We start from the raw sequence: 12,955 nt of genomic DNA on the forward strand, positions 1-12,955 counted from the left end.
CGGGGCGTTCTGCCCCAACGTGCGGCTGCGGCGCGGCTGTCGCTGCGCCGCAGGCCGTTACTTGTCCCGGCTGCCCGCGGCGTCCGAAACGATGTCGATGCGCCAGCCGGTCAGCTTGGCGGCCAGGCGGGCGTTCTGGCCCTCCTTGCCGATGGCCAGCGACAGCTGGTAGTCCGGGACCACCACGCGGGCGGACCGGGTGGCTTCGTCGGTGATGGTGACGGAATTCACGCGCGACGGCGAGAGGGCGCTGGCGATGAAGGTTGCCGGATCCTCGTTGAAGTCGACGATGTCGATCTTCTCGTCGTTGAGCTCGGTCATGACAGCGCGGACCCGGGAGCCCATTTCGCCGATGCAGGCACCCTTGGCATTGATGCCGGGAGCCTTGGCCTTGACCGCGATCTTGGTGCGGTGGCCGGCTTCACGCGCCAGCGCCACGATCTCCACGGAGCGGTCGGCGATTTCCGGCACTTCGAGTTCGAAGAGCTTCCGGACCAGCCCGGGGTGGGACCTGGACAGCGTGACTGCCGGGCCCTTGGTGCCGCGGTGGACATCGATCACCAGGGCGCGCAGACGGTTGCCGTGGATGTACTTTTCGCCCGGGACCTGCTCGGGCGGCGGCAGCAGCGCCTCCACCGAGCCGAGGTTGACCTGGACCATGTGGGGGTTGTTGCCCTGCTGGATGGTGCCGGAGACCAGTTCACCTTCGCGTCCCTTGAACTCGCCCAGGACGTTGTCGTCCTCGACGTCGCGCAGGCGCTGCAGGATGATCTGGCGCGCGGTGCTGGCGGCGATGCGGCCGAACCCCTCAGGGGTGTGCTCGAATTCACCGATGGGGGCCCCGTCGTCGTCCAGCTCCACAGCCCAAATGGTGACGTGGCCGCTCTTGCGGTCCAGCTCGGCGCGCGCTTTTTCGAAGGCGCCGGGCGACTTGTGGTAGGCCACCAGGAGCGCCTGCTCGATGGTGGGGATCAGGAGGTCCAGCGGGATTTCACGCTCACGCTCCAAAAGCCTCAGTGCGCTCATGTCAATATCCATCAGGCCTCCTCAGAAGGTCCATTGTGTTCAGGTTCCAGACCGTCCTCCGGGAGGTGGCTGAATTCGATCTCGACTTTTCCGTTGCGGATCCTGTCGAAAGGAAGCTTGATGGGATCGCCCTGCCTGGGCTTCATTCCCTTTTTGACGGCAATCTCGGGGACGAGGGTCACGCCGTCGCCGTCCACCGACTGGATGCGGCCGGTGACGTTTTCGCCCTGGACGACGTTGACCTTGACCAACCGGCCCTTGGCCCGGTGCCAGTGGCGCGGCTCGGTCAGCGGGCGGGCAACGCCGGGCGAGGACACTTCGAGGTCGTATGGCCGGCTGTCGGTGCCCGGGTCGCTGTCCAGGACGTCGGAGAGCACCTTTGAGATGTCGGCGATGACGTCGAGGCTGACGCCGCCGGTCTCTTCCTGGGGCAGGTCCACCACGACGTGGACCACGCGGTGCGAGCCGGCAATGTTGATGGCGACGTCTTCGAGGTACAGGCGGTTGGCCTGGACCGCTGGTTCCAGGAGGGCCCGGAGCCGGGCGGCTTCGGGATTGTGGGCCGGCGCGGTTCCGCTTCCCGTTCCGGTGTGGTCTGGTGAAGCCGTGGCTTCTGCATTGCTCACGATGCCGGCCGCCTCCCTATAGATGATGTGGTGTTACTAGCGTAGCTATTTTACCGGGCCCGTGGTGCACCGGGTTGCCGCCGCCGTGGCACCATGGTCTGTTGTGAAAGACGACAGCCAGGCCAGCAGCCCCCGCATGCGCAGCGTCCGCTACGCCGTTGTTTCGCTGGCAGCCCTGGTTGTCCTGAGCCTCGGTTTCGCCCTTGTTCCCGCGGAAAATCCCGCCCCTGCGCAGCCGCCGTTCACCGAAGTGGCCCGCGCGGCCGCCCTGGAGGACGCCATGGACCTGCGGGCAGCGGGGATGGAACTTGCGGCCGCAGGTACCGTGGATGCCGCATCGGTGGACCCTGTTGTGACCTTGCTGACCATCCAGGCCAGGGCCCTGCTGGCCCCTGCTGCCGCGGGAGGGCAGGCGGGCACAGGGACAACCGCCCCCGCTTCGGCATCTCCTGCCGCCACCACTGCGTCCGGGCTGCCCGAACCCACACCGACATCCGCACAGGAGGGGATGTCGGGCCTTGCCAGCGCACTCGTGGCCAGCGGCACCAAACGCATCAAGGACGCGCAGGAGGCCGACGGCGGGATGGCCAGGCTCCTCGCCGGCACGGGCACCGCGCAACTCCTGGCCGCAGCCCGGCTTGCCGCCGCGGCAGGAGCACCGGTGGCACCGGCTGATCCGGGACCAGTGGCGGCAGTTCCTGTTCCGGCGGAAACAGGTCCTTCCTGCCCGGCCGTTCCCGCAGCCGAAAGCACCGGGCGGGGAGGCACCGGGCCGGAAGGCACCGGGCCGGGTGCGGCGTTGGCTGCCGCCTTGGCCGCGGAGCAGCAGGCAGTCTATGGCTACCAGGCGGCCCTCCCCCGCCTCGCTGCCGCCGATGCGGGGACTGCCCTGACCTATCTGGGGCAGCACGATGACCTCCTGCAGGGAGCGGAAGCCCGGCTCCCCCTGGTCTGCGCGACAGGGGCGCCGCAGCAGCCCGGGTATGCCCTGGATGCCCGGTTCCTTGCCGCGCCGGCAGCCGGACTGGGCAGGCTTGAGGCAGCAACAATGGCGGCCTACGGCGATCTGGTGGCACTTTCGCGGGGGACAGTCCGGGCATGGGCGGTGGCGGCACTGCAGTCGGCAGCCGGGCGCGCCGCCCGCTGGGGCGCCGATCCGGGCCCTGTTCCCGGCCTTCCGCTGGATGTTGACCGGTTGCCCGGCCTTCCCTCCGGGCCGGCCCAGGCTCCCTCCCCGACGGCCACGTAAACACCGGCCACACCGAAACAATCTTTCGGAACCCGCTGCCCTGGAGAGTGGCGACGGCCATGCTGTGATGGTTTGCTGGAGGCATGGACCCATACGAACCGGCCGGCCCTGCCGGAACCCCTGATGCCGGCCGCGGGCTGAACCGCCATCTGGACACCGAACCGCACGGGAACGACATCGCGCACCGGTTGAACTGGCTGCGTGCGGGCGTCCTGGGCGCAAATGACGGCATCGTCTCGGTCGCGGCAATTGTGGTGGGCGTGGCCGGCGCCACGGCCGACACCGGTCCCATCCTGGCCGCCGGCGTGGCAGGCGTAGTGGGCGGCGCGGTGTCCATGGCCCTGGGCGAATACGTTTCGGTCAGCAGCCAAAGCGACAGCCAGCGCGCCCTGATCGACAAGGAACGCCGGGAGCTGGCGGAGGAACCGGAAGAAGAACTGGCCGAGCTCACATCCATTTACCAGGCGAAGGGGCTGACCCCGGAGACGGCAGCCAAGGTTGCCGAAGAACTGACCGCGCACGACGCCCTCGCGGCGCATTTGTCCGCCGAACTCAATATCGATGAGACAGACATCGTCAGCCCGTGGCATGCTGCCTTCGCCTCCGCCATCGCCTTCACCATCGGCGCGGTCCTGCCGATGCTGGCGATCCTTCTGCCCCCGGCGGAGATCCGGGTTCCACTGACATTCGCCGCCGTCCTGGTGGCGCTGGCGCTGACCGGGGCGCTGGGCGCCTGGATCGGCGGCGGCTCAAAAACCAAGGCTGCGGTCCGGGTGGTGGTGGGCGGCGCCCTGGCGCTGGCGGCGACGTTCATCATCGGCAACCTGCTGGGCGCCTCGGGCGTGGTCTGAGGCGTGTTGCCCCACCCGCTGATCCCCATTCCCGCAGGCCTGGCGGCGCGGTACTCCGGCAGCAGCGCCGGACGGTCCTGGCTCTCCTTGCTTCCGGACCTGGTAGAGCAATGTCTGGACCAGTGGCGGCTCACGCCTGACCTCGCGCCCGGCAGTGTTCCCTGGCACGGCCACGGCGCCATCGTCATCCCGGTCCGGCGGGACAACGGAAGCGCCGCGGTGCTCAAGGTTGCCTTTCCCCACGACGAGGCCAAACTGGAACGCCACGCGCTGGCACTGTGGGGCGGACGGGGTGCGGTGTCACTCTTGGCAGCGGATGCCGAGGCCTGCTCCATGCTGCTGGAGCGTCTGGACGCCGGCCGATCCGCGGCGGAGCTGCCCCTGGACGAGGCTGCGCACGTCTGGGGCGGGACGGTACGGCAACTGGGACTGGTCCCGGACCACCGGCCCGAGTGGCGGGAGTTTGGCCACATCGCCGCCCGGGCCGAGCAGTGGAGCGACGACTTTCCGGCCGAGTGGGAACAGCTGGGCCGGCCCTTACCGCGCTGGCTGCTGGAAGCGGCGCTGGAGGTTTGCCAGACCCGTGGCGCCGTGGGACGGCGCTCAGCCCATGATGTCCTGGTGCATACCGACCTGCATTTCCTGAATATCCTGGCGCGGCCCGCGGCGCCGGTTGAGGGTGCGGCGGCAGCCGAAGCTGGGGGCGGCACGGCCGGCGGGTACGCCGCCATCGACCCGCAACCCATGATTGGCGAGCCCGAGTTCGCCGTGGCACCGCTGCTGTGGAACCGCCTCCGGGACCTGCCGGCGGACCAGCCCGGCAAGGGCCTGCTGCGCCGTTGCCGCAGCTTCAGCGCCGCCGCTGGCCTCGATCCGGAGGTGTCCCGGCAGTGGGCCATTGCCAGGGAGGTGGACAACGCCCTCTGGTCGGCCGCGCACGGCCAATCCGGGGACCTGGCCCGCTCGCTCTGGGTGGCCAGCACCCTCGCCGGCCGGACGTTGGAAGGCCTGCCGCATGCCCACGCGCTGCCGGAGCCCGGGGAGTAATCAGGTTCCCCGCACCGCGGCCAGCGCCGACCGGACGGCGTCCACAGCGGCGCCGACTTCCTTGCCTGCCGTGTGCCAGTTGCTCACCGAAACGCGGAGGATGTCGCGGTCCCGCCAGCGCGAGCCCGACATCCAGACCCGCCCCTCCCCGATGATCCGTGCGGTGACCGCGCGGGTCGTTGCGTCATCGCCGAAGGCGACGCACACCTGGGTGTAGCCGACGTCGTTGAGCACCTCCACACCGTCCAGGGCTGCCAGCCCTTCGGCGATCGCGGAGGCAGCGGCTGCCAGTCCCGCCACCTGGGCAGCCACCCCGTCCCTGCCGAGGCTCTTGAGGGCGGCCCACACGGGTACGCCCCGCGCCCTGCGGGACAGCTCGGGGACCTTCTCGAACGGGTCGCCGGGGCCTTCCGCCTCGTGCACCAGGTAGCTCGCGTGCAGGCTCATGGCGGCGCGCAGGGCCGACGGGTCCCGGACGACGGCGATCCCGCAGTCGTAGGGCACGTTCAGGGTCTTGTGGGCGTCGGTCCCCCACGAGTCGGCCTCCTCATATCCCTCGGTGAGGCGGCGCAGTTCGGGTGCAGCGGCGGCCCACAGCCCGAAGGCCCCGTCGATATGGACCCACGCGCCGTGTTTGCGTGCGACGGCGATCGCCTCGGCAAAGGGGTCGAAGGCGCCGGAGTGCAGGTTGCCGGCCTGGAGGCACACCAGGGCGGGGCCGGAGCCGGCAGCGAGGGCGGCGTCCAGCGCGGCGGGAAGCAGGCGGCCCTGCGCGTCGGCGTCGACCTGGGTTGGCCTGCCGAGTCCCAGGTACCGGAGGCCAAGGTCGACTGTGTCGTGCCGTTCCCGGCCCACGAAGCAGCGGATTCGCGGTGCGCCGGACAGCCCGTCCCGGTCCAGGTCCCACCCGGCGTCGGCCAGGAGCCGCCAGCGGGCGGCCGCCATCCCGGTAAAGTTGGCCATGGTGGCCCCGGTGACGAAGCCGACGTCGGCCCCGCCGGGCAGCCCCAGCAGTTCCAGCAGCCACTTTCCGGCGCTGTCCTCGATGGCGGCCGTGGCGGGCGTGGCATAGCGCATGGCCGCGTTCTGGTCCCAGGCGCTGACCAGCCAGTCCGAGGCGAGGGCCGCCGGCAGGGTGCCCCCGATGACCCAGCCGAAGAAGCGCCCGGAGGGCATGGCCATCAGTCCCGGTTCCGCTTCCCGGGCCAGGAAGTCGATGACGTCCGCGGCCGGCATCCCCGAGTCAGGAAGCGGGCCGCCGAACACCGCGGCGAGTTCCGATGCGTTGCTGCGGGGTCCCACTGGGCGGTCCGGAAGGCTGTGCAGCCAGGCTTCCGAATGGCGTGCCGCGGCCGCCAGGGCCCGGGCGTACTCGTCGTCGCCGTGTGACATACCTGCATGCTACGCCCGGCCGGCACATGCCACGAGGACCACCTTGCCCGGACCACCGTGGCCGGGAGGGTCAGGAGAAGTTTTCCTGCCAGACGTCGTAGCCGAGCTTGACGATCAGGGCCGCAACGACCACCAGGAAGACCACCCGGACGAACTTGCTGCCCTGCTTCACGGCGGTGCGGGCGCCGAGGTAGCCGCCGGCCATATTTGCCCCGCCAAGCAGCAGCCCGAGGCCCCACAGGATGGAACCGTGCGGCAGGAAGAACATCAGGGCCCCCGCGTTGGTTGCCATGTTCACGATCTTGGCTTTGGCGCTGGCCTCCAGGAAGGCATAGCCCATGGCGGACACCAGGGCGATGACCAGGAACGAACCGGTCCCGGGGCCGATCAGGCCGTCGTAGAAGCCGATCACGGCACCGATCAGGCAGGCAACAACGTAGTGCTTGTGGCGGTCGTGCCGGAGCTCCGTCAGCTCTCCGACGCTCGGCCGGAGCGCGGTGAAAAGCGCGACGGCGACCAGGGCCACCACGATGATGGGCTTGAACACCCCGGCGGGAAGGATGGCCGCCAGGCTGGCACCGCCGAAACTTCCCGCAAGCGCTATGACCGCCATCGGAACGGCCGTGCGAAGGTCGGGGCCCACCCGCCGATAGTACGTTGCGGCGCTGGTGGCGGTCCCGAAGATGGAGCCCATCTTGTTGGTTGCCAGGGCCTGGACCGGCGCAATGCCCGGTACGAGCAGCAGGGCGGGCAGCTGGATCAATCCTCCGCCGCCCACCACGGCATCAACCCAGCCTGCAGCGAATCCGGCCACCACGATCAGGATGATGGTGGTGAGCTGGATCGATTCGAAGCCGGAGGTCACTGGTTGCGGACGGCGTTGACCACGTAGTCGACTGCCTTGTCCACCTCGATGTTCTCGGCTTGTCCGCTGCGGCGGTCCTTGATTTCCACCACGCCGTCCACCAGGCCGCGGCCGACGGCCAGGATGGTGGGCACGCCGACCAGTTCCGCGTCACCGAACTTCACGCCGGGCGAAACCTTGGGCCGGTCGTCATAGATGACGTCCAGGCCGGCCGCTTCGAGTTCGGCGGAAAGCTTTTCGGCGGCTTCGAAGATCTCCTCGCCGCGCCCGACCGCCACGACGTGCACATCGGCCGGGGCGACGGCGCGCGGCCAGACCAGGCCGCGGTCGTCGTGGTTGGCTTCGGCCAGGGCAGCGACGGCCCTGGTGACGCCGACGCCATAGGAGCCCATGGTGACAACCACCTGCTTGCCGTTCTGGTCCAGGACCTTCAGGTCCAGCGCTTCGGCGTACTTGCGGCCAAGCTGGAAGATGTGGCCCATCTCGATGCCGCGCGCCGTTTCCAGGGGGCCGGAGCCGTCAGGTGAGGGGTCACCGGCGCGGACTTCGGTGCATTCGATCACGCCGTCCCAGCCGAAGTCGCGGCCGGCCACCAGGCCGAAGACGTGCTTTCCGGCCTCGTTGGCGCCGGTGATCCATGCGGTGCCGCGGACTACGCGGGGGTCCACCAGGTAGAGCAGGTTGGTGGCGCTTTCGGCGCCGAGGAGCGGCTCGTCCAGGGACAGGCCGGGGCCGAGGTAGCCCTTGACGATCAGTGGCTGCTTCTTGAGGTCTTCCTCGCCCGCCTGCTCCAGCCCGATTTCGCCGGCCACCGGAAGGAAGGCGCCAATGTTCGCCTCGACGCGCTTGAGGTCCACCCCGCGGTCGCCCGGCACTCCGATGACCACCAGCTGGCGCTCACCGGTGGGCAGCGTGACGGCGAGGACCACGTTCTTGAGCGTGTCCGCGGCAGTCCATGCACCGCCGTCGGCCTCTGCCCGCGGGGCAATCTGGTTGGCCGCGGCAACAAGGGTCTCGATGGTCGGCGTGTCCGGAGTGTCCAGGACCTCGGCGGGCGGGGCGTTGCTGAAGTCGATGTCCGCAGGGACAACGGTGGTGACCGCTTCGACGTTGGCTGCGTAGCCGCCGGCGGAGCGGACGAAGGTGTCCTCACCGATCTCGGTGGGGAAGAGGAACTCTTCGCTCTTGGAACCGCCCATGGCCCCGGCGGTGGCTGCCACAGGCACCACTTCGAGTCCGAGCCGTTCGAAAATCTTCAGGTACGCGGCGCGGTGGGCGGCGTAGCTGGCGTCCAGGCCGGCGTCGTCGACGTCGAAGGAGTAGGAATCCTTCATGATGAACTCGCGCCCGCGGAGGAGGCCGGCCCGGGGGCGCGCCTCGTCACGGTACTTGTTCTGGATCTGGTAGAGGCTCAGGGGCAGGTCCTTGTAGGACGAATAGAGGTCCTTGACCAGGAGGGTGAACATTTCCTCATGCGTGGGGGCCAGCAGGTAGTCGGCGCCCTTGCGGTCCTGGAGGCGGAAGAGTCCCTCACCGTATTCGGTCCAGCGGTTGGTGGCCTCGTAGGGTTCGCGGGGCAGCAGCGCCGGGAAGTGCACCTCCTGGGCACCGATGGCCGCCATCTCCTCGCGGATCACCTGCTCGACCTTGCGCAGGACGCTCAGACCCAGCGGGAGCCAGGTGTAGATTCCGGGGGCCGCGCGGCGGATGTAGCCGGCGCGGACGAGGAGCTTGTGGCTGGCGACCTCGGCGTCGACGGGATCTTCGCGCAGCGTGCGCAGGAAAAGCTTGGACAGGCGTAGGACCACGGGTGGTATCCGTTTCTGGGGAAGTGCTGGGTCAGCAGGGCCGGACAAAATCGTCTGGGTACTAATCTACCGGCACCTGCGCTCTGGCACGGACTGCGCGGGGTGACGCTCACGGGAGGAAGCCCGGACACAGTAGAGCCACGCCCGGAATAACAAAGCCCCTGGCCCCCCAATGAGGCTGGTCATCGCATCCGGGCGTGGCTCAACGCCGTTATCGCCTAAGTACTGGTGAGGACTGGTGAGACCGCCCACCCCACTTCCAGCGCAGCTAGATTGAACTTATGTGATCGCGCACACGTTTGACAAGTACTTTTCACAAGCTGGCCTTCAGGCCGGGACGGCGGCAGGGCAACTAGAAAAGAACGGTAGCGAACGTGCCCACCTGGCGGAAGCCCACCCGCTCATAGGTGGACCGCGCCCTGGTGTTGAAGCCGTTGACGTACAGGCTCGTAATGGGGGCTATCTTTTGCGCCTGTTCCACTACGGCGGACATGTAGCCGGAGCTCAGCCCCTGGCCGCGGAAGAGCGGGTTCATCCACACGCCCTGGACCTGGGTGACGTCCGCTGTGACAGCGCCCAGCTCGGCCTTGAACACCACTTCGCGGGCGTCGTTGAGGTGGACGAGGGAGTGGCCCTGCCGGATGAGGCCTTCCACGCGGCGGCTGTAGAACTCCCTGCCGCCAAGGTACGGCGAATAGCCCACTTCCTCCTCGAACATGGCTGCGCACGCCGGGAGGATGCGGTCGAAGTCGGCCAGGTTTCCGTGGCCCAGCCCCGGGTTGGGCTGCACCCGGGGAGGTTCGTCGATGATCATCAGCGGCTGGTCATCGCGGACCTCGTGGGCCCGGTGGCCCAGTTCCGCCAGTTCGGCGTTGATGGCGAGCACGGCCTCCGCGGGGCCGAATGCTGAGGCGTAGCGGCGGCCCGAACTGTTGGCCGCCTCCGCCACGAGGGGTGCGAGGGCCGGGTCCAGCTGGACCGGGACCAGGTTGGCCCCGGCCCAGCAGGCACCCGAAAGGATGCCGTCGTCGAAAATGCCAATGATCCCAGCGCCGCCACTGGTTGGTGCAGCGGTGCCCGTAGCCCGCAAGTGGGCAAGGATAAACACGTTGGCCACTGGGTCCTGCTGCGCCAGCAGCCTCAGCGCGCCGGTATCATGGCCGTCGAGTGTACGGACGGAAAGGCCCGCAGGGTCCGGAACGTCCCTACGAGACGCTAACCACGGGGCTACCCTTGACAGCATCTTCGCCATCGGCCTCCCCCATCTCTTCCGCGATACGCATGGCCTCTTCGATCAGTGTCTCAACAATCGCGCTCTCAGGGACAGTCTTGATGACTTCACCCTTCACAAAGATCTGGCCCTTGCCGTTTCCGGAGGCAACACCGAGGTCGGCCTCGCGGGCCTCGCCCGGCCCGTTCACGACGCAGCCCATGACTGCAACGCGCAGCGGGATCTCCATGCCTTCCAGGCCGGCGGTGACCTGCTCTGCCAGGGTGTACACGTCCACCTGGGCGCGGCCGCAGGACGGGCAGGAGACGATTTCCAGCTTGCGCGGGCGCAGGTTCAGGGACTGGAGGATCTGGTTTCCCACCTTGATCTCTTCCACCGGGGGCGCCGACAGCGAGACGCGGATGGTGTCGCCGATGCCGCGGGAGAGGAGGGCGCCGAACGCAGTGGCGGACTTGATGGTGCCCTGGAATGCCGGTCCGGCCTCGGTGACGCCCAGGTGCAGCGGCCAGTCACCCTTTTCGGCAAGCATTTCGTACGCGGCCACCATGACTACGGGATCGTTGTGCTTCACCGAAATCTTGAAGTCGTGGAAGCCGTGCTCCTCGAAGAGCGAGGCTTCCCAGACGGCCGATTCGACCAGCGCCTCGGGTGTGGCCTTGCCGTATTTCTTGAGGATGCCCGGTTCCAGGGATCCGGCGTTAACGCCGATGCGGATGGAGGTGCCGTGGTCCTTTGCGGCGGCGGCGATCTCCTTCACCTGGTCGTCGAACTTCCGGATATTCCCCGGGTTCACACGGACGGCGGCACAGCCGGCCTCAATGGCGGCGAAAACGTACTTGGGCTGGAAGTGGATGTCCGCGATCACCGGGATCTGGGACTTCCGGGCAATGATGGGCAGCGCCTCCGCGTCATCCGCAGAGGGGCAGGCCACGCGGACAATGTCGCAGCCGGAAGCCGTCAGCTCAGCGATCTGCTGCAGGGTGGCGTTGATGTCCGTGGTGGGCGTGGTGGTCATGGACTGCACGCTGATGGGGTAATCGGACCCTACCCCCACTGAGCCGACCTTGATCTGGCGCGTCTTGCGGCGCGGGGCAAGGACGGGCGGCGGTGCTGACGGCATTCCCAGGCTGACCGAGGTCACGTGGACTCCTTGAGTTGAAGCGGTATGGAGGAGGCGGCGGCTACGCGGCGAGCCCGGCGAACATGCCGATCACCGGCGACCACTCGGTGATGCGGATTCCGGCGATGACGTCTGCTGCTGCGTAGGGATCCTGCTTGAGGATCGAGTTGAGTGTGGCCTCGTCTGCCGTCTTGAAGATCAGCAGGGCGCCGGCACCGTCACCGTAGGGGCCGCTGGCCAGGATGACGCCGTCCTGCGCCAGGTTCCCGCTCCACTCACGGTGCGCGGGGCGGATCTCGTTGCGGGTTTCGGTGGAGTTGGCGGCATAAACATACTCAACGGCAAAAACTGTCATACGGCTACCCTATCGCCATGGCTGGCTTCGCACGCAGCCGGCGGCAGGCGCCCGGCACCCGGCGGCTCAGTGCAGGAACAGGACCTTGACCGCGGCAGCCGTTCCGGCCGCCCAGAGCATCGAGGCCAGCGTCCCGATAATGAAGCGTTCAGCGGCGACGGGCGTTTCCTTGAGTTCGGCGAACCGGCCCAGGCCTTTAATGGCCACAATGTAGGCGATGGCCACAGGCTGGCCGGTGAGGATCGCCAGGCAGACTCCCAGCCGCTCCAGCACCCCGATGATGGCTCCCCCGCGCAGGATGCGCTGGCCGTGGGCAGTGGCTGCCCCGGCGGAAGTGCCCGACGCCGGCTGGCCGGGCTGCACCGTCAACTCGCTGTCCACGGACTGGTCGCCGGGGTCCTGGTGGCCTGTGTCGGCGGGGTCGCGGGAGGCGGGGCCGACGGTGACGTCGGCAGCGGGGTCTTCCGCTGCCCGGCGGGCTTCCTCGGCAGCTTTGGCGGCGTCCGCCTTGTCATCTATGGTCCTGGCCAGCTTGAACACCAGCGCGGTGACGGGCCAGCCGACGAAGCCGGCAACCACCAGGGCGGCAGCAATCCACAGTGCGTCCATTGGACTCCTCCTCCAGGGTTGTCATCCGCTCCGCCACGGAACGGCGGCCCTCATGCCCCTGCGCCGGGGATGAGGGAATCGGCATGTTCCAGCAGCATTGCGGCGGCAGGCCGTGCGGCCCATTCTTCCTGCCATCCGGAGCGGAGCACGGTACGGCTCACCGATTGCTCGGTGATTCCAAGTTCCAGTGCCACCTGCTTCTGGCTTCCGTGCCGGCCAGGGCCCTGGCGGCGCAGCGCATCGACCACCCGCCACTGGGCCTCGGTGCGTTCCTGGACGAGGCGGCCCAGCAGCCGCAGCACCGCTTCCGCGTTGGCACATGCCTGCCCCACCTCCTCCGCCGCGGCTCCGCCCGCTCCACCGGCAATAGTGCCGGCTACCACCGACAACGGGACCTGGGACCCGGCGGCCTTGGCCAGTTCGACGGCCTTCCGGGCAGCAACGAAGGCCGTTCCCGTGCCCTCGCGGGGGCTGGCTGAAGCGGGCAGGGACACGGTGCCGACGCCGATTCCCACATACCAGCGCCCGTGGCGGAGGGCGTGCAGGGCGATGGCTACGACGGCGGCGGCATCCTGCACCACACCCTGCACCTCATCCCCCACGGACCGTTCGAAGCTGGGCCGTTCGAAGCTGGACTGCTCGAAGCCGGACTGCTCGAAGCTGGACTGTTCCGGGCGCGGCAGGTCGAGGGCGGCCAGTTCGGAGAGGAGGTGCGGAACCCTGTCCACGTCCCCGGTGCTGCCCCGCTGGTCGATGGTCATGACGAACATCCATCA

At 68.6% G+C, this 12,955-nt stretch carries 13 protein-coding genes; 3 read left to right on the forward strand and 10 right to left on the reverse strand.

Annotated elements, in window-relative coordinates; translation table 11 throughout:
* Positions 1-57 precede the first annotated feature (57 nt).
* Together nusA and rimP are read right to left on the reverse strand one after the other, a co-directional pair.
* Positions 58-1,038, reverse strand: coding sequence for a transcription termination factor NusA (nusA, locus tag AC2JAJ_RS00455; protein ID WP_486414660.1), 981 nt, complete (start codon positions 1,036-1,038; stop codon positions 58-60).
* Positions 1,038-1,652, reverse strand: a complete 615-nt coding sequence (gene rimP, locus AC2JAJ_RS00460; protein WP_473692929.1) for a ribosome maturation factor RimP — start codon at positions 1,650-1,652, stop codon at positions 1,038-1,040. Before rimP ends, nusA begins: the two co-directional genes overlap by 1 nt.
* Positions 1,653-1,755: 103 nt before the next feature.
* Here rimP and AC2JAJ_RS00465 point away from each other — a divergent pair, with 103 nt between their 5' ends.
* The 3 genes from AC2JAJ_RS00465 (at position 1,756) to AC2JAJ_RS00475 (ending at position 4,799) form a co-directional block, all read left to right on the forward strand.
* Complete coding sequence (locus tag AC2JAJ_RS00465; protein WP_486414659.1) at positions 1,756-2,901, forward strand: DUF4439 domain-containing protein; 1,146 nt, start codon at positions 1,756-1,758, stop codon at positions 2,899-2,901.
* Positions 2,902-2,984: 83 nt separating this feature from the next.
* Entirely contained in the window at positions 2,985-3,752 is a 768-nt protein-coding gene (locus AC2JAJ_RS00470) for a VIT1/CCC1 transporter family protein (RefSeq protein ID WP_486414658.1), read from the forward strand.
* 3 nt (positions 3,753-3,755) lie between these two features.
* Positions 3,756-4,799, forward strand: coding sequence for an aminoglycoside phosphotransferase family protein (locus AC2JAJ_RS00475; RefSeq protein WP_486414657.1), 1,044 nt, complete (start codon positions 3,756-3,758; stop codon positions 4,797-4,799).
* Here AC2JAJ_RS00475 and AC2JAJ_RS00480 read toward each other — a convergent pair whose 3' ends face one another.
* The 8 genes from AC2JAJ_RS00480 to AC2JAJ_RS00515 form a co-directional block, all read right to left on the reverse strand.
* The gene (locus tag AC2JAJ_RS00480; protein ID WP_486414656.1) at positions 4,800-6,191 is read right to left on the reverse strand and encodes a pyridoxal phosphate-dependent decarboxylase family protein; all 1,392 of its coding nucleotides are present in this window, start codon (positions 6,189-6,191) and stop codon (positions 4,800-4,802) included.
* A gap of 70 nt (positions 6,192-6,261) precedes the next feature.
* Complete coding sequence (locus AC2JAJ_RS00485) at positions 6,262-7,056, reverse strand: sulfite exporter TauE/SafE family protein (protein ID WP_486414655.1); 795 nt, start codon at positions 7,054-7,056, stop codon at positions 6,262-6,264.
* Positions 7,053-8,864 carry a proline--tRNA ligase gene (locus tag AC2JAJ_RS00490; protein ID WP_501053288.1) on the reverse strand — a complete coding sequence of 604 codons (1,812 nt, stop codon included), beginning with the start codon at positions 8,862-8,864 and terminating at the stop codon, positions 7,053-7,055. Before AC2JAJ_RS00490 ends, AC2JAJ_RS00485 begins: the two co-directional genes overlap by 4 nt.
* Positions 8,865-9,216: 352 nt before the next feature.
* On the reverse strand, positions 9,217-10,107 hold the full coding sequence (locus AC2JAJ_RS00495; protein ID WP_221384055.1) for a GNAT family N-acetyltransferase: 891 nt from the start codon (positions 10,105-10,107) through the stop codon (positions 9,217-9,219).
* Positions 10,070-11,236 carry a flavodoxin-dependent (E)-4-hydroxy-3-methylbut-2-enyl-diphosphate synthase gene (gene ispG / locus AC2JAJ_RS00500; RefSeq protein WP_142134593.1) on the reverse strand — a complete coding sequence of 389 codons (1,167 nt, stop codon included), beginning with the start codon at positions 11,234-11,236 and terminating at the stop codon, positions 10,070-10,072. The genes AC2JAJ_RS00495 and ispG overlap by 38 nt, the downstream gene beginning before the upstream one ends.
* A 40-nt stretch (positions 11,237-11,276) precedes the next feature.
* Positions 11,277-11,570 carry a YciI family protein gene (locus tag AC2JAJ_RS00505; protein WP_221383817.1) on the reverse strand — a complete coding sequence of 98 codons (294 nt, stop codon included), beginning with the start codon at positions 11,568-11,570 and terminating at the stop codon, positions 11,277-11,279.
* Positions 11,571-11,636: 66 nt separating this feature from the next.
* Positions 11,637-12,179: a hypothetical protein gene (locus AC2JAJ_RS00510; RefSeq protein ID WP_486414653.1), complete on the reverse strand. Its 543-nt coding sequence runs from the start codon at positions 12,177-12,179 to the stop codon at positions 11,637-11,639.
* A 50-nt stretch (positions 12,180-12,229) separates the two neighbouring features.
* Complete coding sequence (locus AC2JAJ_RS00515) at positions 12,230-12,949, reverse strand: MarR family transcriptional regulator (RefSeq protein WP_486414652.1); 720 nt, start codon at positions 12,947-12,949, stop codon at positions 12,230-12,232.
* Between the last annotated feature and the right edge of the window lie 6 nt (positions 12,950-12,955).

It is taken from the genome of Arthrobacter sp. MOO21, from assembly GCF_057369995.2.